At 49.4% G+C, this 18205-nt stretch carries 17 protein-coding genes, 1 tRNA gene and 2 rRNA genes; 4 read left to right on the forward strand and 16 right to left on the reverse strand.

Annotation, left to right across the window (positions count from 1 at the left end; translation table 11 throughout):
* Nucleotides 1–3: 3 nt before the first annotated feature.
* From rrf (C4F37_RS19160) to rrf (C4F37_RS19170), 3 genes are all read left to right on the forward strand, one after another.
* Nucleotides 4–119 (forward strand): 5S ribosomal RNA (gene rrf, locus C4F37_RS19160).
* 14 nt (nucleotides 120–133) lie between these two features.
* A tRNA-Thr gene (locus C4F37_RS19165) sits at nucleotides 134–209 on the forward strand.
* A gap of 39 nt (nucleotides 210–248) precedes the next feature.
* Nucleotides 249–364, forward strand: a 5S ribosomal RNA gene (gene rrf, locus C4F37_RS19170).
* A gap of 62 nt (nucleotides 365–426) precedes the next feature.
* Here rrf (C4F37_RS19170) and C4F37_RS19175 read toward each other — a convergent pair.
* The 7 genes from C4F37_RS19175 to acrE form a co-directional block, all read right to left on the reverse strand.
* Nucleotides 427–1185 carry an amino acid ABC transporter ATP-binding protein gene (locus C4F37_RS19175; RefSeq protein WP_000078342.1) on the reverse strand — a complete coding sequence of 253 codons (759 nt, stop codon included), beginning with the start codon at nucleotides 1183–1185 and terminating at the stop codon, nucleotides 427–429.
* A 7-nt stretch (nucleotides 1186–1192) separates the two neighbouring features.
* Nucleotides 1193–2296 (reverse strand): amino acid ABC transporter permease, encoded by a 1104-nt coding sequence (locus C4F37_RS19180; protein ID WP_001539875.1) that lies wholly within the window; start codon nucleotides 2294–2296, stop codon nucleotides 1193–1195.
* Nucleotides 2297–2305: 9 nt separating this feature from the next.
* Complete coding sequence (locus C4F37_RS19185) at nucleotides 2306–3487, reverse strand: amino acid ABC transporter permease (RefSeq protein ID WP_001539874.1); 1182 nt, start codon at nucleotides 3485–3487, stop codon at nucleotides 2306–2308.
* Nucleotides 3488–3554: 67 nt separating this feature from the next.
* Nucleotides 3555–4580 (reverse strand): amino acid ABC transporter substrate-binding protein, encoded by a 1026-nt coding sequence (locus C4F37_RS19190; protein ID WP_000738579.1) that lies wholly within the window; start codon nucleotides 4578–4580, stop codon nucleotides 3555–3557.
* Between the two features lie 430 nt (nucleotides 4581–5010).
* Nucleotides 5011–5232, reverse strand: a complete 222-nt coding sequence (locus tag C4F37_RS19200; protein WP_000825647.1) for a membrane protein — start codon at nucleotides 5230–5232, stop codon at nucleotides 5011–5013.
* A 252-nt stretch (nucleotides 5233–5484) separates the two neighbouring features.
* A complete protein-coding gene (acrF, locus tag C4F37_RS19205; RefSeq protein WP_001539872.1) occupies nucleotides 5485–8589 on the reverse strand; it encodes a multidrug efflux RND transporter permease subunit AcrF in 3105 nt (1034 codons plus the stop codon).
* An 11-nt stretch (nucleotides 8590–8600) separates the two neighbouring features.
* Nucleotides 8601–9758 (reverse strand): multidrug efflux RND transporter periplasmic adaptor subunit AcrE, encoded by a 1158-nt coding sequence (gene acrE / locus C4F37_RS19210; protein WP_001539871.1) that lies wholly within the window; start codon nucleotides 9756–9758, stop codon nucleotides 8601–8603.
* A gap of 398 nt (nucleotides 9759–10156) precedes the next feature.
* On the opposite strand from acrE, the gene acrS reads away from it, so the two are divergent.
* Nucleotides 10157–10819, forward strand: coding sequence for a multidrug efflux transporter transcriptional repressor AcrS (gene acrS, locus C4F37_RS19220; RefSeq protein WP_001129506.1), 663 nt, complete (start codon nucleotides 10157–10159; stop codon nucleotides 10817–10819).
* A 2-nt stretch (nucleotides 10820–10821) separates the two neighbouring features.
* Here acrS and C4F37_RS19225 read toward each other — a convergent pair whose 3' ends face one another.
* From C4F37_RS19225 to C4F37_RS19265, 9 genes are all read right to left on the reverse strand, one after another.
* A complete protein-coding gene (locus tag C4F37_RS19225) occupies nucleotides 10822–11001 on the reverse strand; it encodes a DUF2556 family protein (RefSeq protein WP_001295275.1) in 180 nt (59 codons plus the stop codon).
* 83 nt (nucleotides 11002–11084) lie between these two features.
* Nucleotides 11085–11969 carry an adenine-specific DNA-methyltransferase gene (gene yhdJ, locus C4F37_RS19230; protein ID WP_001539870.1) on the reverse strand — a complete coding sequence of 295 codons (885 nt, stop codon included), beginning with the start codon at nucleotides 11967–11969 and terminating at the stop codon, nucleotides 11085–11087.
* Nucleotides 11970–12054: 85 nt separating this feature from the next.
* Nucleotides 12055–12351: a DNA-binding transcriptional regulator Fis gene (gene fis, locus C4F37_RS19235; protein WP_000462905.1), complete on the reverse strand. Its 297-nt coding sequence runs from the start codon at nucleotides 12349–12351 to the stop codon at nucleotides 12055–12057.
* A gap of 25 nt (nucleotides 12352–12376) precedes the next feature.
* Nucleotides 12377–13342: a tRNA dihydrouridine synthase DusB gene (gene dusB / locus C4F37_RS19240; RefSeq protein ID WP_001219652.1), complete on the reverse strand. Its 966-nt coding sequence runs from the start codon at nucleotides 13340–13342 to the stop codon at nucleotides 12377–12379.
* Between the two features lie 328 nt (nucleotides 13343–13670).
* On the reverse strand, nucleotides 13671–14552 hold the full coding sequence (gene prmA / locus C4F37_RS19245) for a 50S ribosomal protein L11 methyltransferase (RefSeq protein WP_001145827.1): 882 nt from the start codon (nucleotides 14550–14552) through the stop codon (nucleotides 13671–13673).
* 11 nt (nucleotides 14553–14563) lie between these two features.
* On the reverse strand, nucleotides 14564–16015 hold the full coding sequence (gene panF / locus C4F37_RS19250; protein WP_001774054.1) for a sodium/pantothenate symporter: 1452 nt from the start codon (nucleotides 16013–16015) through the stop codon (nucleotides 14564–14566).
* Nucleotides 16005–16247 (reverse strand): YhdT family protein, encoded by a 243-nt coding sequence (locus tag C4F37_RS19255; RefSeq protein ID WP_000381175.1) that lies wholly within the window; start codon nucleotides 16245–16247, stop codon nucleotides 16005–16007. The genes panF and C4F37_RS19255 overlap by 11 nt, the downstream gene beginning before the upstream one ends.
* 92 nt (nucleotides 16248–16339) lie before the next feature.
* Nucleotides 16340–17275: a sugar kinase gene (locus C4F37_RS19260; protein ID WP_001298584.1), complete on the reverse strand. Its 936-nt coding sequence runs from the start codon at nucleotides 17273–17275 to the stop codon at nucleotides 16340–16342.
* Nucleotides 17276–17306: 31 nt separating this feature from the next.
* On the reverse strand, nucleotides 17307–18137 hold the full coding sequence (locus C4F37_RS19265) for a DeoR/GlpR family DNA-binding transcription regulator (RefSeq protein ID WP_048975857.1): 831 nt from the start codon (nucleotides 18135–18137) through the stop codon (nucleotides 17307–17309).
* Between the last annotated feature and the right edge of the window lie 68 nt (nucleotides 18138–18205).

Genomic DNA, 18205 nt, shown 5'->3' on the forward strand with positions numbered 1-18205 from the left:
TTGCCTGGCGGCCTTAGCGCGGTGGTCCCACCTGACCCCATGCCGAACTCAGAAGTGAAACGCCGTAGCGCCGATGGTAGTGTGGGGTCTCCCCATGCGAGAGTAGGGAACTGCCAGGCATCAAATTTAGCGTGCTGATATGGCTCAGTTGGTAGAGCGCACCCTTGGTAAGGGTGAGGTCCCCAGTTCGACTCTGGGTATCAGCACCACTTTTTAGGTTAAAGTTCGGCAGATTAGAAAAGAATTTGTCTGGCGGCAGTAGCGCGGTGGTCCCACCTGACCCCATGCCGAACTCAGAAGTGAAACGCCGTAGCGCCGATGGTAGTGTGGGGTCTCCCCATGCGAGAGTAGGGAACTGCCAGACATCAAATCAAGCAAAAGGCCATCCGAAAGGATGGCCTTTTTGCTTTTCGAACTAACATTCAATTAATGGATTACCTGCGATAAAAATGCCCTCGTACGCTCTGATTTAGGATGCGCAAAAAAGTCATCAGGTGCAGCTTGCTCCACTATTTCCCCACGATCCATAAAAATCACCCGGTCAGCGACGGTTCGTGCAAACCCCATCTCATGTGTTACACACAACATTGTCATACCCGACTGCGCCAGCCCAATCATCGTATCCAGCACCTCTTTCACCATCTCAGGATCGAGCGCCGACGTTGGCTCATCAAACAACATAATTTTCGGCTTCATACACAGCGAACGTGCTATGGCAACACGTTGCTGCTGACCACCAGAAATCTGTCCGGGAAACTTCTGGGCATGTTCGGCAATTCTCACCCGCTCAAGGTAATGCATCGCCAGAGCTTCAGCCTCTTTCTTTGGCATCTTGCGTACCCAAATCGGTGCCAGGGTACAGTTCTGTAACACGGTCAGATGAGGGAAGAGATTGAAATGCTGAAAGACCATTCCCACTTCCTGCCTGACGCGCTCAATATTGCGGATATCTTCATTAAGTTCGATGCCATCTACCACGATCCGTCCCTGTTGATGTTCTTCCAGATGATTAATACAACGAATGGTTGTCGATTTACCGGAACCTGAAGGGCCACATAGAACGATCCGTTCGCCCGGTTGCACGGTTAAATTTATATTTTTCAAAACATGGAATTGTCCATACCATTTATTGACGTTTTCCAGCGTAATCATCGCGTTAGCAGGTTGCAGTAAAATTTGGCTCATAGTGTCCTCAATGCGGTGTACGCCCGGTGTTAAAACGTTTTTCCAGATGTTGGCTATAACGTGACATGCTGAAACAGAAGATCCAGTAGATCAGCGCGGCGAAAACATACCCTTCCGTCGACATACCCAACCAGGCGGGATCAACGGTTGCCTGCTGAACGCTACTGAAAAGATCGAACAACCCGATGATGATCACCAGACTGGTATCTTTGAAGAGTGCGATGATGGTATTTACCAGCCCAGGAATTACCAGCTTCAACGCCTGTGGCAGAATAACCAGCCCCTGAGTTTTCCAGTAACCCAATGCCAGCGACTCTGCCGCTTCATATTGCCCTTTAGGCAGCGCCTGCAATCCGCCTCGCACGACTTCCGCAACATATGCTGACTGAAACAGGATCACGCCAACCAGCGCGCGGATCAGTTTGTCGATACTGGTGCCTTCTGCCATAAACAACGGCAGCATGACCGAAGACATAAACAATACGGTAATCAGCGGTACGCCGCGCCAGAACTCGATAAAAATGACCGATAAGATACGCACAATCGGCATATGGGAGCGGCGACCTAACGCCAGTAAGATCCCCCACGGTAGCGCCCCCGCAATCCCAACTGATGCAATAATTAAAGTTAGCGTCAACCCGCCCCATTGCCGGGTTTCAACCCGATCAAGACCAAGAAACCCACCATACATCAGCCACCAGACAACCAGTGGGTAAATCACCGCCCAGACCGCAATATAGCGACTGCGATGCGGAAGTATTTTCCAGAACATTGGTGCGATAGAAACAAGGCCAATCAGTAATGCTAGGTTAATTCGCCAGCGTTGGTCGTGTGGGTAAAGTCCATACATAAACTGACCAAATCGTTCGTGGATGAAGACCCAACAGGCACCGGATTTTGTGCAGTCGGCACGCGTTGAGCCAACCCAGTTAGCCTGCAAAAATACCCAGTTCAGCAACGGTGGGATCAGTTCCCACATCAACCATATGCAGCCAATAGTCAGCAGGCTATTGCTCCAGCTGGAGAACAGATTTTTTCGCACCCACACCATCGCGCGGCTTGAGTTATGGCTCGCCGGGCGCGGGGGATGAGACAGCAATACTTTTGTCATCATGACTCCTTAGCGTTCAACGATCGCGATGCGGCGGTTATAGATATTCATCAGCAGCGAGATAGTCAGGCTGATAATCAGATAGACCGACATGGTCATGGCTATCGTCTCGATGGCTTGCCCCGTTTGGTTCAGCACGGTGCCAGCAAACAGCGAAACCATATCGGGATAGCCAATAGCGGCGGCAAGAGAGGAGTTCTTGACGATGTTGAGATACTGGCTGGTTAACGGTGGAATAATCACCCGCAATGCCTGGGGAATAATGACCTGGCGTAGCGTGACCGGGTTGGGTAATCCCAGTGACCGAGCTGCTTCATGTTGACCATAAGGCACTGCCTGGATCCCTGCGCGGATAATTTCGGCGATAAATGCAGAAGTATAAACCGAAAGCGCCAGCGTTAAGGCTGCCAGTTCAGGAATTAAAACCATCCCGCCGCGGAAATTAAAGCCTCGAAGGGCTGGGACATCCCAGAGTAGTGCTGCGCCAAAAAGCCATTGCGCCAGTAAAGGCAAACCAATGATCAACACAGCGGCGAATGGCCAGGTGCGGCGCAGTTGTCCGGTCTTTATCTGGTATGTTTTATTAAAGCGGAATAGCCCAACTGAAAGGACTATAGCCATAACAACAGCGAGGATAAACGCAATAAATCCGTCTCCCAGCTGCGGCGACGGAATATAAAGCCCACGATTGCTCAAAAAGGCGAGATCAAACGCGCTCACTGCCTGTCGTGGTCCGGGCAAATTGCGCAATACGGCAAAGTACCAGAAGAAGATTTGCAGCAATGGCGGAATATTACGGAAGATCTCAATATAAATTGTGGAAAGCTTTCGTAGCAGCCAGTTATCCGAAAGTCGCGCCAGACCGATAAAGAAGCCCAGAACAGAAGCGAATACAATACACAATGCAGAAACCAGTAGCGTATTGAGTAAGCCAACAATGAAAACGCGTCCGTAGGTATCACCCTGCTGGTAATCGATCAAATGCTGGACAATACCGAAGCCAGCGCCGCGATCCAGAAAGGCAAAACCTGAAGTAATGCCACGATTACTGAGATTCGTCACAGTGTTGTGAAATAGCCAACCAACAATGCCAACAACAGCAACAACGGCAAGGATCTGGAATAACCAGGCGCGAACCGTAGGGTTGGCAAAGGAGAGTGAGCCTTTAACGGTTGAGCGGCGATGAGACATAGAAACCTCGGAAAGCATAACGCTGAAGAGAGCGCCGCCGTAGCGACGCTCGTTACCTCACACCGACTTAACGCACGGGCGGCGCGTACTGAATTCCGCCGTTATTCCAGAGATTATTTTGCCCACGTTTAATTTTCAGCGGGCTTTCTGAACCTACGTTACGCTCAAAAATTTCCGAGTAGTTACCCACCTGTTTGATGATGTTGTAAGCCCATTTATTATCCAGCTTCAGATCCTTGCCGTAATCGCCTTCTTTACCCAGCAGATGTGCCATATCAGGCGTTGCCGGATTAGCCGCTTTTTCATCGACGTTCTGGGAATTGATGCCCATCTCTTCAGCATTCAGCATGGCGAAAAGCGTCCAGCGTACAATCGAGAACCATTCATCATCGCCACGACGAACTACCGGCCCAAGCGGTTCTTTGGAGATAACTTCCGGTAAGACAATCCATTCAGCCGGGTTGCTTAATTTGATGCGCAGGGCATACAGTTGTGATTGATCCGAGGCCAGCGTATCGCAGCGACCAGATTCCAGTGCCTTCGCTGATTCGTCAGAGCGATCGAAGGTTACTGGCGTGTACTTCATATTATTTGCCTTGAAGTAATCGGCGACGTTGAGTTCGGTATCAGTCCCCGCCTGAATACAGACGGTAGCGCCATCCAGTTCTTTCGCGCTTTTTAGCCCCGCTTTATCGTGCGTCAGGAAGCCAATGCCGTCGTAATAAGTGACGCCAGTAAATGCCATTCCCATCCCGGCATCGCGAGATGAAGTCCAGGTCGTATTACGGGAGAGCAAATCCACCTCCCCTGACTGTAAAGCGGTGAAGCGTTCTTTTGCAGTGAGCGGGGTATATTTCACTTTCGTATCGTCACCGAATACAGCAGCGGCAACACCACGACAAACATCTACATCAATACCTGAAAACTTACCGTCAGCATCGGCATAAGAGAACCCAGGTAATCCATCACTGATCCCGCATTGCACAAAACCTTTTTTCTGAACGGCATCAAGCGTCGCGCCAGCATGCGCCTGATTTGCAACGGCAAGCAGCACGCTGGCGGCAGCCAGTGTGGCTATCATCATCTTTTTCATAATGCTTCCTGTGAGGCGAAAATTATCGTTATAGGACGTTTGGGAAACGTCTTTTACCTGTCTGTGGCCATCCTCTTATAAGCAAAAGTAGTGCCAGCTTTTGCGCACGATTTCGCGTCGCAATAAGCTGAGTGTAGACAGGAAATAATAAAAACAGCGCCCCGCAATGGTGCGAAAATGAAACATGTGCCACATTTTGGCGCAAAATATTTACGCGTTTTTTACTAAGCAGAATAATGATTGTTAGCGTGAGTATATTTCTGGTGAGATGTGTGAAAGTTAAATTGATGCGTTATTTCGAAAGCAGCGAAATAACGTGATATAACATGCTAAATCAGCAGGGAATTACCCAGCAGAATATAGCAATATTTTATCTTATGGAAAGATACTGTATCGTTAAAAAGAGCGCGGAGCTCCGCGCCCTGTTTAGTTATTTCGACAGAGCGATGATCCCCATCGTCAGGCCAGCAACAGCTGCTGCCCCGCCGGCAATAGCCCCAGCCGTTTCCCAGTTATCCTGAGTCGTGCCTTTCATACAGGTATTGGTGTGAACCAGACGACCCTGATCGTCATAAACCGGAACGCAGGGCGAATCGTGAGCACAGCCCGCCAGCAATGCGGTGAGCAATGTCACAGGAATTAATCTTTTCATGGTGTTACCTCAGTAATAAACGCTAACGCTTAATAAGTTAACTCTCTTATTAACGAGCTGAATGCCATTTTATCACTGGAGGTTATAAATCTTGCGGAATGAATAATGACAATTTATGTGAATTGTAAAAATAGTGAAGGGAGCGGGAACTATAGAAAGTTTTTAAAGAGTGAGAAGAAGAATATCTTATTAATTTTTATGGGGTTCACTGAAAATAAAAAAGGCGCCTGAAAGCGCCTTTATGTTTCTGATTTATCCTTTAAAGCATCGACGGATCACCACAAAGAACACTGGCACGAAGAAGATTGCCAGCAACGTTGCAGAGACCATTCCGCCCATTACCCCGATACCGACTGCGTTTTGCGCGCCACTGCCGGCCCCGTTACTGATAGCCAGCGGTAATACGCCGAGAATAAAGGCGAGAGAGGTCATCAGGATAGGACGCAGACGCATACGTACTGCCATTAGTGTCGCTTCAACAACACCTTTACCCTCTTTCTCCATGAGATCTTTAGCGAACTCAACAATCAAAATAGCGTTTTTAGCCGACAAGCCAATTGTCGTTAGCAAGCCCACCATAAAGTAGACGTCATTTTTTTGATTAAAGAGTGTCGCCGCCAGTAGCACGCCGACAATCCCTAACGGCACGACCAACATAACCGAGACAGGAATTGACCAGCTTTCATAGAGTGCAGCAAGGCACAGGAAAACAACCACAAAGGAAATTGCTACCAGAGCGGGAGCCTGGTTTCCCGATAAACGTTCCTGATATGACATACCCGTCCAGTCATAACCAATGCCCGCCGGTAATTTTGACGCAAGGTTTTCCATCAACGCCATAGCATCGCCGGAACTGGTTCCTGGCGCGGCTTCCCCCTGAATCTCCATTGACGGCAGACCGTTGTAGCGTTCCAGTCGCGGAGAGCCATACACCCAATGTGAAGTGGTAAAGGCAGAGAATGGCACCATTTCGCCGTTGGCGCTGCGGACATAAAGTTTATCGACATCTTCTGGCAGCATACGGAATTTGGCATCCGCCTGAACATACACCTTTTTCACGCGACCACGGTCGATGAAGTCGTTAACGTAAGTCCCACCCAACGCCGTTGAAATGGTCTGATTGATGTCAGAAAGTGAAACACCTAATGCCTGCGCCTTTTCCTGGTCAACTTCCAGTTTAAACTGCGCGGTGTCTTCCAGGCCATTAGGGCGCACGCTGACTAAGCTGGCAGGATGTTGCGCCGCCATGCCAAGCAACTGGTTACGGGCCTGGGTCAGGGCATCGTGACCCAGCCCAGCCTGATCAATTAACTCAAAGTCGAAACCCGTTGCCGTGCCTAGTTCAACAATGGCTGGCATATTAAATGGAATGACAAAACCGTCGCGGATCTTGCCCAATTCCATTTTTGCACGATGGATTACTGCTTCCGCACTGTTTTCGTCACCACTACGCTCTTCCCACGGTTTCAGACTGACGAAGGCCATACCGGCGTTTTGTGCCTGGCCGCTGAAGCTAAAGCCGTTAACTGTAAAGACACTTTCAACGTTCGCTTTCTCGTTCTTCAGATAGTAATCCGTCACTTGATCCAACACTTTTTGCGTCCGCTCTTGCGTCGCGCCAGCGGGTAACTGAATCATGGTCAGAAAGACACCCTGATCCTCTTCAGGTAAGAAGGAAGACGGAAGACGTAAAAACAACACCACCATTCCTGCAACAATCAGCGCATAGATCAGTAAATATCGCCCTGTGGAACCGAGGATTTTGCCAACGCTATTGGTGTAGTGATTAACGCTATGATCGAAAGTGGTGTTAAACCAGCCGAAGAATCCTCCCTTATTTTCGTGATGCTCGGCAGAGACTGGTTTCAGCAATGTTGCACATAACGCGGGGGTGAGAATCAGCGCAACCAGTACTGAAAGCGCCATTGCTGAAACAATAGTGATAGAGAACTGTCGATAAATTGCCCCTGTTGAGCCACCGAAGAATGCCATCGGAATAAATACCGCCGACAGTACCATCGCGATACCTACCAGCGCGCCCTGGATTTGCGACATCGATTTTTCCGTCGCTTCTCTGGGGGGGAGTTTATCCTCCATCATTACGCGCTCGACGTTCTCCACAACGACTATCGCATCATCAACAAGAAGTCCGATGGCAAGTACCATCCCAAACATCGTTAGCGTATTGATGGAGTAACCAAAAGCGGCGAGTATGGCAAATGTCCCTAACAACACGACAGGTACAGCAATGGTGGGTATCAATGTTGCCCGCATGTTCTGCAAGAACAGATACATCACCAGGAATACCAGGATAATGGCTTCGAACAGCGTTTTCACCACTTCCTGGATAGAAAGCTGGACGAAAGGCGTGGTGTCATAAGGGTAGAGAACCTTCATTCCCTGCGGGAAGAATGGCTGTAATTCCGCCAGTTTTGCCTTAATGGCTTTCGCGGTATCGAGAGCATTCGCGCCGGTTGCCAGCTTAATCCCCAGGCCCGCCGCCGGTTTTCCGTTGATACGAGCGATAACGTTATAGTTTTCACCGCCAAGTTCAACCCGTGCGACATCTTTCAGGCGTACCACCGAGCCGTCACTGTTTACGCGCAGGGTCACTTTGCCGAATTCTTCCGGATTTTTTAACCGCGTCTGAGCAATAATCGAGGCGTTCAACTGTTGCCCTGGTAACGCTGGCGTTCCGCCCAACTGTCCGGCAGCGATCTGATCGTTCTGTACCTTCAACTGGTTAATCACATCAACCGGTGTCAGTTTATATTTGTTTAGCAGATCGGCGTCCAGCCAGATACGCATCGCATACTGTGCGCCGAAAAGCTGTACGTCACCGACGCCATTCAGACGGCTAAGCGTATCTTTAACGTTAGAGGCCACATAGTCCGAGATATCGTCCTGTGTGGTGCCTGGGTTATCAGAGACAAAGCCCGCCACCATCAAATAGCTGCTACTGGACTTTTCAACACTGATCCCCTGCTGCTGAACCTCCTGCGGCAGCAACGGCGTGGCGAGCTGGAGTTTGTTCTGCACCTGCACTTGCGCGATATCAGGATCGGTCCCGGACTGGAAGGTAAGGGTAATTGTCACGCTACCGGCGGAATCGCTGGTGGAGGACATATACATCAGGTTATCGATACCGTTCATATTCTGTTCGATAACCTGCGTCACTGTATCCTGCACGGTCTGCGCATCAGCACCCGGATAGTTTGCCGAAACAGAAACCGCAGGCGGCGCAATGGTTGGATACTGGGCGACGGGCAATTGTAGGATCGCCAGTGCGCCCGCCATCATCAGAATAATGGCCAGCACCCATGCAAATATCGGTCGTCGAATAAAAAAGTTTGCCATGTCAGATTGCCTTACTTCGATGCAGTATCTGCGGGGGTATCGGTAGTGGCTTTAACCTGCTCTCCCGGACGCGCTTTTTGCAGGCCGCTGACAATGACTTGATCGCCAGATTTCAGACCTTCGCTAATCAACCATTTATCGCCAATCGCCTGACTGGCAACGACAGGGCGCGCTTCAACCTGACTTTTATTGTTAACAATCAGCACGGTTGCATCACCACGTGGTGTGCGGCTAACGCCTTGTTGCGGGATAAGAATGGCGTCAGGTTGGACGCCTTCATCAATCCGTGCGCGCACAAACATACCCGGCAAAAGCGTATGTTGCGGGTTAGGGAAGACAGCACGTAGGGTTATGGAGCCGGTGCTTTCATCAACGGTCACATCGGAGAATTGCAGCGTACCTTTCAGGGGATAGGTTTGACCGTTCTCCATGACCAACTCTACGTTGCTGGTGGCGTTTTCCTTATGCAAATTTCCTTGCTCTACGGATTGCTTCAGCCTCATAAAATCGTTGCTGGATTGGGTCACATCAACGTAGATAGGATCGAGCTGCTGGACAGTCGCCAGTTCAGTCGTTTGCCCATTAGTGACAAGAGCGCCTTCGGTCACGGTCGATTTGCCGATACGTCCGCTAATTGGCGCAGTCACTTTGGTATAAGCGAGATTGATGCGAGCGCTTTCGACTGTGGCTTTTGCGGCAATCACGGCGGCATCGGCCTGGCGAGCATCAGCAATGGCCTGGTCGTACTCCTGCTGACTGATGTATTTCGTACCCACGAGCGGAACGTAACGTTTTACCGTCAAATGCGCGATGGCGGCGGCGGCTTCACTTTTCGCCAGTTCGCCTTTCGTGCTGTCATAACTTGCCTGATAGGTCGCGGGATCGATCTGGTACAGGGACTGGCCTGCTTGCACATCGCTGCCTTCAGTGAAATTGCGATTCAGTACGATCCCGCTAACCTGTGGGCGAACTTCGGCTATACGGTAAGCATTGGTGCGGCCTGGTAATTCAGTCTTAACTTCTAACGGGGCCGTTTTCACAATATGAACGGTAACCTGCGGTTCACCGACGTGAGCTTTCTCTTCTCCCTTATCGTTACAACCGGCGATTAAAGCCGCGGAGATCAGAATAAAGGAGGGCAGGAGGAAAAACCTGGCATGTTTCGTCATTACTATTCCTCAAAAAACCAAAAGCGCGTTATTTGCCCAAAAAGGCAATGCGTTAACTCGCAGAAAGAAAAATACAGTTCGCTATCCTACAAATTATCATTCGTCGATGTAAGGAATAGTTATGAATACTGGCAACTCAAGGCACATAAACACAAAAAAAGATTAATATTCTACTGTTTTGTTTTGACGCGGAATGAAAGAAATAGAATTAAAATCTCGTAAATTGAAATATGTATAGGTCAAGTGAATGTATTTTATGTAAATAATACATATCATTTATTTGACGATTTATAGCAACGCAATATTAGCCTCTCGTATAAATACACATTAGGTGATAGATTAACCTTCGCTATTTTCTCATCCTGTGTCGAATATATTTATTTCCTGAATAATTAATCATGGCAAAAAGAACCAAAGCTGAAGCCCTGAAGACCCGGCAAGAACTGATTGAAACTGCCATCGCCCAGTTTGCGCAGCATGGCGTAAGCAAGACGACGCTCAACGACATTGCCGACGCTGCTAACGTTACGCGTGGCGCTATCTACTGGCACTTCGAAAACAAGACTCAACTGTTTAATGAGATGTGGTTGCAACAGCCTTCATTGCGGGAGTTAATCCAGGATCACTTGACCGCTGGGTTAGAGCATGACCCGTTTCAGCAATTGCGTGAAAAATTGATTGTCGGTTTGCAATATATTGCCAAAATTCCCCGCCAGCAGGCGTTGCTGAAAATCTTATATCACAAATGTGAATTTAATGATGAGATGCTGGCCGAGGGAGTGATACGCGAAAAGATGGGCTTTAATCCGCAGACTCTCCGCGAAGTATTGCAGGCGTGTCAGCAACAAGGTTGTGTAGCAAATAATCTCGATTTAGATGTTGTGATGATTATTATTGATGGTGCCTTCAGCGGAATTGTTCAAAACTGGTTAATGAATATGGCGGGTTATGATCTTTATAAACAAGCCCCCGCTCTGGTCGATAACGTATTAAGAATGTTCATGCCAGATGAAAACATAACGAAATTAATTCATAAAACGAATGAATTAAGTGTCATATAAATTCACATTCTGTCCTGAAAATTCAGTTCGTCACAGTTAACCAGTTTTAGTGGATTAACTGAGTTCATATTGCGGCATTTGTCTGTTTCTGTTGCCAGCAGTTCAATCCACTGCATCAGTAAAGTATCAAACAGAAAAACGAAGACAGCGAAAACGACGAGCCACCAATACTTGCGAATCATTACCTGAGCCTGTGCATGTTTAACCAAGTCTGGCAGGAAATATACACGAAATGAATAATCTGAAAACCAGGCTTACACTTCCTTTACTTTGCAATGAGATCGGGGGCAACTTCGCTTAACCGGCTTCGTTTTGACAGGTTGCCGGTCTTTCTTTTTTTCACTTTCGCCAGTTCTTCCGCAGAGTAATGCGACGCGACATCCAGCCGTCGAAGCCCCATTTTGATGTACTCGCTGTTGATCTCAATACCAATGAATTTTCGCCCGCTGGCGACGGCTACGGCACCGGTAGTAAAGCTACCGGCAAACGGGTCGAGAACGATATCGCCTGGGTTGGAAGAGGCGAGAATAATGCGTTTCAGCAAGGCTTCCGGTTTTTGCGTCGGGTGGTTTTCATATTCATCCATCAAATAACGCACGCGCGGAAAATCCCAGACGTTACCCGGTACTTTTTGATGATTGTAAGGCTGTGGAGGATTTTTGCGATAATTGATCAACGCGCGCTGCGATCCGGTTTTGGCTTCTACCAGAATAGCATCACCGTTGAACGTGTAGTTCTTTGCGTCTTTCACCATCATCAGGATGGGTTCGTACATGGAGCCGTAGTGTTTTTTCGCCTGCACTCCAGAACTGTCATATGACCAGACGATGCGACTTTTGATGGTAAAAAGCTTGCGGCACTGGAGATCGATAAAGGGCATGTTTTCCGTGCTATTCATGATGTACATGCTGCCCTGCTTTTTCAGAACGCGATGGCACTCTGCAATCACTTCAAACAGCCAGTCGATAAACAGATCTTCTTTCCAGGCTTCGATCAGACCATCAAAATTTTTACCGATGTTATACGGTGGGTCGGCAAAGATCAGATCGACACTTTCGGCGGGGAGCTTTTTAAGTTCGGTTAATGCATCACCCTGGATGATGGTCTTTGCTTCATTACCAAATCGGGTCGGTTCACATCCTGTTCTCATGGTCACTCCCTTTGTGACACCTATAAAAAAGGCGCTTCCCCATGCCGAGTAGCGCCTTTTTAATCAAGCATTTAGCTAACCTGAATTAGTTCATGCCGTATTTTTTCAATTTTTTACGCAGCGTACCACGGTTGATGCCCATCATCAGAGCAGCACGGGTCTGGTTACCACGGGTGTATTGCATCACCATGTCCAACAGGGGCTGTTCTACTTCAGCCAGTACCAGCTCATAGAGGTCATTCACATCCTGACCATTCAGTTGAGCAAAATAGTTCTTCAGTGCCTGTTTAACCGAGTCACGCAGGGGTTTTTGGGTTACCTGATCCTGAGAGTTAACGGTAGAAACGGTCAGTACGTCAGAATTTACGCGTTGTTCGAACATAGTTCTGTCAGCTCTTTATTTCTGTTTACGCAAAATTTTCGAAGTATGCCTCCAACGCCTCCAGCTGTTCGCTGGCATCCTCAATGGCGTTGAATGTGCGCCGAAACTGGTCATTTGGAGCGTGTTCCTGGAGATACCAGGAAACGTGTTTACGTGCAATTCGGTACCCTTTTGCCGGACCATAAAAGTCATGCAGTTCCCGAACGTGCGCGCAAAGCAAGCGCTTAACCTCTGCCAAAGGCAGCGGGGGCAGCAACTCCCCAGTGTCCAGATAATGCTGGATTTCCCGAAAGATCCAGGGTCTTCCCTGAGCTGCGCGGCCTATCATCAGGGCATCCGCCCCTGTATAGTCGAGCACAGCTCTGGCTTTAAGCGGGTCAGTAATGTCACCATTCGCGATAACCGGAATGGAAACTTTCTGCTTAACTGCACGAATACTGTCGTACTCAGCTTCTCCATTGAACAAACAGGCGCGTGTACGGCCATGAATGGTCAGAGCCTGAATGCCACAGTCTTCAGCCAGTTGGGCAATCTCTTCGCAGTTACGGTGTTCCGGTGCCCAGCCAGTGCGAATTTTCAGGGTAACAGGAACGTCCACTGCATTGACGACCTCGGTAAGGATCGATTTAACGACATCCGGGTACTGCAAGAGGGCTGAACCTGCGAGCTTGCGATTCACTTTTTTAGCCGGGCAACCCATATTGATATCAATAATCTGGGCACCGCTTTCCACGTTAATACGTGCTGCATCTGCCATTTCTTTCGGATCGCTACCAGCAATTTGCACGGTGCGAATACCGGGTTCATCAATGTGCACCATCCGTAAACGAGATTTGTCGCTTTCCCAAACCTGTGGGTTAGAAGACATCATCTCGGATACTGTCAATCCGGCTCCCATCTCGTAGCACAACGTCCGAAAAGGTCTGTCTGTAATGCCAGCCATGGGCGCTGCGATCAGGCGATTTCTGAGCTGATATTGTCCGATGCGCATGAGTTAAGAAATGACCATACTGTGACTGCAAGGCGGCGTATATTACGCATTTTTTGCACGAGATGAAAGGCCAAACTTTGACCAATCCTCTGAGATGGATCAAAGAATTGCATTTAAAATGAGCGTAGCGCGATAATTACTCATAAAAATCATCATATTAGAAAATAGTGACTAAAATTTACACTCAAAGAAATTTGAGTAAGTTCTCAATTTTTCTTTATGAATGAAAATTTTGGCACGCAAATTTGCGTAAATAATCGGCAAATTAACGTGCCTTTTGTGACATCGCTCGCACTTCGCTCTGCGTCGCCATACGGCGATGCGAAGGTTAATTCTTACGACCGGTAATGCGGCACCACTCTTCTTTTTCCACGACCGGGTCCAGAGCGAAGCTGTCGGCATAAGCTTCGCAAACGCTCTCTGCCTGGCTTGCCAGAATACCGGAAAGGCCCAGCAAACCGCCTGAAACTGGCAGGACGCTGATTAACGGTGCCAGTTCACGTAATGGGCCTGCAAGGATGTTAGCGACCACCACGTCGGCTTTCATTTCTTCTGGCTGATCTTTCGGTAAGTAGAGTTCCAGACGATCAGAAACGCCATTACGTTCGGCGTTATCGCGGCTGGCCTGGATCGCCTGCGGATCGATATCAATACCAATGGCTTTTGCTGCACCCAGTTTCAGCGCCGCAATAGCCAGAATGCCGGAACCGCAGCCAAAGTCGATGACTGTTTTACCGGTTAAATCGAGGCTGTCGAGCCATTGCAGGCACAGAGAGGTAGTTGGATGGGTACCCGTACCAAACGCCAGCCCTGGGTCTAACATCACGTTGACGGCGTTTTCGTCCGGCACATCACGCCAGCTTGGGCAGATCCACAGTCGTTCACCAAAGCGCATCGGGTGGAAATTATCCATCCATTCGCGCTCCCAGTCTTTATCTTCCAGTTGTTCGATTTTATGCGCGAAGCCCGCGCCGAGCAGCGGATGGTTTTCCAGAATCGCCACCACGTCGTTCATATCGGTTTCAGCGTCGAACAGACCAATCACATCGGTGTCGCCCCACAGGCGCGTTTCGCCCGGCAGCGGCTCAAATACTGGCGTATCGTGGGTATCCTGAAAAGTGATAGAAACGGCACCCGCTTCCATCAGCGCATCGCTAAGATCTTCCGCGTTCGCGCCGGTAGTGTTCAGTTTCAGTTGGATCCAAGGCATGGCAAAACTCTTTATTTATCAGTAGTCAAAACGGTAGCTTGCGGGACGGATGTACCGAAACGGTTTCCGACCAGGAAAGCCAGCAAACTTAGTAGTAACGAGGGCACGATAGGGTGGAAGCCCAGGTACTGAATATTCAGCGTCGCGAGTACGGCATACAGCACGCCGCCAACGATCATCGCACTTAGCGCGCCTTTGGCGTTGGCGCGTTTCCAGTAAAGACCCAGCACCAGCGGCCACAGGAAAACGGCTTCCAGCCCACCGAAGGCCAGCAAATTCAGCCAGATGATCATTTCTGGCGGCTTCCAGGCGGCAAGCAGCAGCAACGCACCGAGAACCAACGTGATCACCGCCGACATCCGCTTCAGACGCGTCTCGTTTTGCATTTGATCCGGACGGATATTCAGATAGAGATCTTTAATGATCGTAGCGGAACTTTGCAGCAGTTGGGCGTTAATTGTCGACATGATCGCAGCCATAGGCGCAGCCAGGAAGATCCCGGCAGCAAACGGTGGCAGCACTTTTACCATTAACGTTGGGATCACCAGATCCGGTACGGTGAGATCGGGGATCACCGCCCGACCTAACGCTCCGGCCAGATGCATACCGAACATCAGGATTGCGACTACAATCGTACCGATAATGATCCCCCGATGTACGGCTTTGCTGTCTTTATAAGAGATACAGCGCACCGCAGTATGCGGCAGGCCTATAACGCCAAAGCACACCAGTACCCAGAACGACGTCATAAAGGCAGGCGACAGAATATCGTCAGCGCCTTGTGGCGTAACCAGTTGCGGATCGATGGTTTGCAGCGTGTCTACCGCATTACTTAAACCACCTGCGGCATGTACCACGCCAATAAGCAGCACAACGGTGCCAATCAGCATCACCAGCCCTTGCATGGTGTCGTTCAGCACGCTGGCGCGAAAGCCGCCAAAGGCGGTATACAACGCAATGCTGATACCGAAAATCAGCAGCCCGGTTTCATAAGGAATACCCGCCGCGGTTTCCAGCAGGCGCGCACCGCCGATAAACTGCACGGTCATCGCACCAACGAACGCAACCAGCAAACTCAAACTCGCCAGCCATACCAGAAGACGACTCTGGTAGCGGGCAAACAGCATATCGTTCAGCGTCACCGCATTATAGCGGCGCGCAAGAATTGCGAACTTCTTGCCGAGAATACCGAGCGAAAGCCAGACTGCAGGAAGCTGAATCATCGCTAGCAATACCCAGCCCAGGCCGTATTTATAAGCAGCTCCAGGCCCGCCGATAAACGAACTGGCACTGATATAGGTCGCGGTGAGCGTCATCGCCAGCACAATACCGCCCATAGAGCGGCTGCCGAGGAAATACTCATTAAGGAAGGTGCCAGTGCTCCGTTTACGCATCGCATAAACAGAGATACCGAACACCACCACCAGATAGGCGACCAGCGGTAGAATTACTTCAAGCTGCATCGTCATCCTCCAGTGGGATATCGCGATAGATAAATTTCACCATCGCCCAGCACAGTCCAATAAACAGCAGCGGCGTCAGGATGCAGGCCATCTCAAACCAGCGCGGAAAGCCGGTAAAACCGGGGGCAACGCCAGGTAAGTAAGCGGATACTAACCATACCGCCAGATACAAAAGGGTCAGCCCCAGCGCCCAGCGCGCCTCTTTATGGGCCTGAACAAAACGAGTGTCCACGGAAGGGGTCCTCCTCATGGGGGGATACGAGAAACGGGCAATTCTACGGCAAGTCTTCAGGCAGGGAAAATGATCTGACAGAAAATTGCCGTTCAGTGCTGCTGCAAAAAGTCTTCAATGTCTGCCAGTGAGGATATCCCTTCCATCGGACCTTGCCGCATTACGGCGAGCGCGCCGCTGGCATTTGCATATTGCAGCGCCTTGTGTGCCGGGAAACCGGATAAGAAAAGAGTGATAAACGTTGCGCCAAAGCAGTCGCCTGCACCCGTTGGATCGATAATTTCGATATCGTGACCTGCAACATGCTGGGCGTGTAATGTACCGTTTTTAAGCTTGTAATAGCTGGCCCCACGCTGGGCGCGTTTTATCGCCACATGTTTTACGCCGCCGTGGAGAAGATCGCTAACAATCTGTTCCTCTGACAGATTTTTGTGACGCGCGAAGAAAGGGAGTTCGCTTTCGCTGGGGATAAAAATATCCGTATATTCAATCAAATAATCGAGAGCCTGCGCCATTTCAGGAATGCTCAGCATCTCTTTGCGAATATTGGGATCGAAAGAAACGGTGCCGCCAGCCGATTTGATCGTCGTTATTGCTTTACGCATGACATCGATCATGCGAAATGAGAACAACGATGAGCCCACAATATGCAGATGGTTACACTGTTTAAGCAGATCCTTATCAATGTGCTCGGCAGTAAACAAACCGCAGGCGCTGTTAGGGATATTAAAGACGAAATCCCGCTGCTGGGGATTTTGATAACTCACGAACGCCGTACCTGTGACGGCATTGTTCATAACATGGATCCCATCGGTAATGACACCTTCATGACGGAGACGCTCTATAATGAGTCGGGCAAAATCATCATTACCAACACATCCAAAGAAGATGGCCCGATGGGACAGTTTTGCCACCTGAGCAGCAAAAATTGCTGGCGCACCGCTGGGAAATGGCCCGATAAACTCCCCAGGCTGAGTGAATTTTTGATGTGGGTTGCGGGACAAAAACTCGGCCAGCAATTCGCCCATAGCGCAGATAGTTGTTGTCACAAAACCCCTCTCATTCCTGAAGCCTTTCGCGATTGGACCAGGTAAAGCACTCATTACTGGTATAAAGGATAACGAAATCAGCCGACTGCAATTGTTGCTGATATTGTTCGTTAATGCTGCGGCTGACGATCACATTTTCTGCCTGATGCAAATGCCCGATAGCAGCCGTTGATGGCGCAGGATCGGCGGCAACGATAACCGTCTTATTCTGGGCATGATCGAAACAGAGCTGCCAGGCAGCGGCGAGTCTGGGAACGTTGATATTTAAAGTACCATCAGCATCCAGATGGCTGATTTCCAGAATGCTATGTGTAATGGTGAAATGCTGAAATGCCTGTTCAAGCTGTTTTCCGGCCAGTGCGGTGTCGGGGCGCAACATTTCACTGCCAGCCAGTATTATTTCGCCATCAATAAACTGATTTGCCAGCAGCGCATGTTCGGGATCGTTGGTGATCAGACGCAGTTTTTTCACTTCGCTGAGCAATGGAATGATCTTACGGCAGATTGTCCCATGTCCAAGAAATAGCGTGTCACGATCGCGAATTAATCGTGCGCAATGTCGTGCTATTTCCATTTGTTGTGCCAGAGACAATGGCGCGATCGGTTGTATCGCTTCTGGTTCAGAGGAGAGTGGTGTCGCAATAGCACCGCCAAATGATCGCTTTAAATATCCCTGTTGCTCCAGATAACTGAGATCGCCGCGGATCGTCACGCCAGAGACACCAAGTTGCGCAGATAAGTCATCAACTTTGATTTCACCCTGGGCGGCAACAATTTCTGCAATTTTTAATCTGCGTTTCAGTAGGTTAGACGATTTTCTCGGCACGTTAACACTCTTCATTGGCCTTTAATGCGTAACACTATAGCCCCTTGTATTTTTCTTTGAAAGTTATCCTTCAATCATATCGA

It is taken from the genome of Escherichia sp. R1, assembly GCF_003000935.1.
GTDB lineage: Bacteria > Pseudomonadota > Gammaproteobacteria > Enterobacterales > Enterobacteriaceae > Escherichia > Escherichia coli.

Bases quoted from the DNA above. Each gene is read 5' to 3' on its own strand.
- C4F37_RS19185 (WP_001539874.1), bottom strand. From the start codon at position 3,487: ATGTCTCATCGCCGCTCAACCGTTAAAGGCTCACTCTCCTTTGCCAAC.
- acrE (WP_001539871.1), bottom strand. From the start codon at position 9,758: ATGACGAAACATGCCAGGTTTTTCCTCCTGCCCTCCTTTATTCTGATC.
- dusB (WP_001219652.1), bottom strand. From the start codon at position 13,342: ATGCGCATCGGACAATATCAGCTCAGAAATCGCCTGATCGCAGCGCCC.
- acrF (WP_001539872.1), bottom strand. From the start codon at position 8,589: ATGGCAAACTTTTTTATTCGACGACCGATATTTGCATGGGTGCTGGCC.
- panF (WP_001774054.1), bottom strand. From the start codon at position 16,015: ATGCAGCTTGAAGTAATTCTACCGCTGGTCGCCTATCTGGTGGTGGTG.
- C4F37_RS19175 (WP_000078342.1), bottom strand. From the start codon at position 1,185: ATGAGCCAAATTTTACTGCAACCTGCTAACGCGATGATTACGCTGGAA.
- acrS (WP_001129506.1), top strand. From the start codon at position 10,157: ATGGCAAAAAGAACCAAAGCTGAAGCCCTGAAGACCCGGCAAGAACTG.
- C4F37_RS19200 (WP_000825647.1), bottom strand. From the start codon at position 5,232: ATGAAAAGATTAATTCCTGTGACATTGCTCACCGCATTGCTGGCGGGC.
- C4F37_RS19190 (WP_000738579.1), bottom strand. From the start codon at position 4,580: ATGAAAAAGATGATGATAGCCACACTGGCTGCCGCCAGCGTGCTGCTT.
- C4F37_RS19265 (WP_048975857.1), bottom strand. From the start codon at position 18,137: ATGAAGAGTGTTAACGTGCCGAGAAAATCGTCTAACCTACTGAAACGC.
- yhdJ (WP_001539870.1), bottom strand. From the start codon at position 11,969: ATGAGAACAGGATGTGAACCGACCCGATTTGGTAATGAAGCAAAGACC.
- C4F37_RS19260 (WP_001298584.1), bottom strand. From the start codon at position 17,275: ATGGGCGAATTGCTGGCCGAGTTTTTGTCCCGCAACCCACATCAAAAA.
- fis (WP_000462905.1), bottom strand. From the start codon at position 12,351: ATGTTCGAACAACGCGTAAATTCTGACGTACTGACCGTTTCTACCGTT.
- C4F37_RS19180 (WP_001539875.1), bottom strand. From the start codon at position 2,296: ATGACAAAAGTATTGCTGTCTCATCCCCCGCGCCCGGCGAGCCATAAC.
- prmA (WP_001145827.1), bottom strand. From the start codon at position 14,552: ATGCCTTGGATCCAACTGAAACTGAACACTACCGGCGCGAACGCGGAA.
- C4F37_RS19225 (WP_001295275.1), bottom strand. From the start codon at position 11,001: ATGATTCGCAAGTATTGGTGGCTCGTCGTTTTCGCTGTCTTCGTTTTT.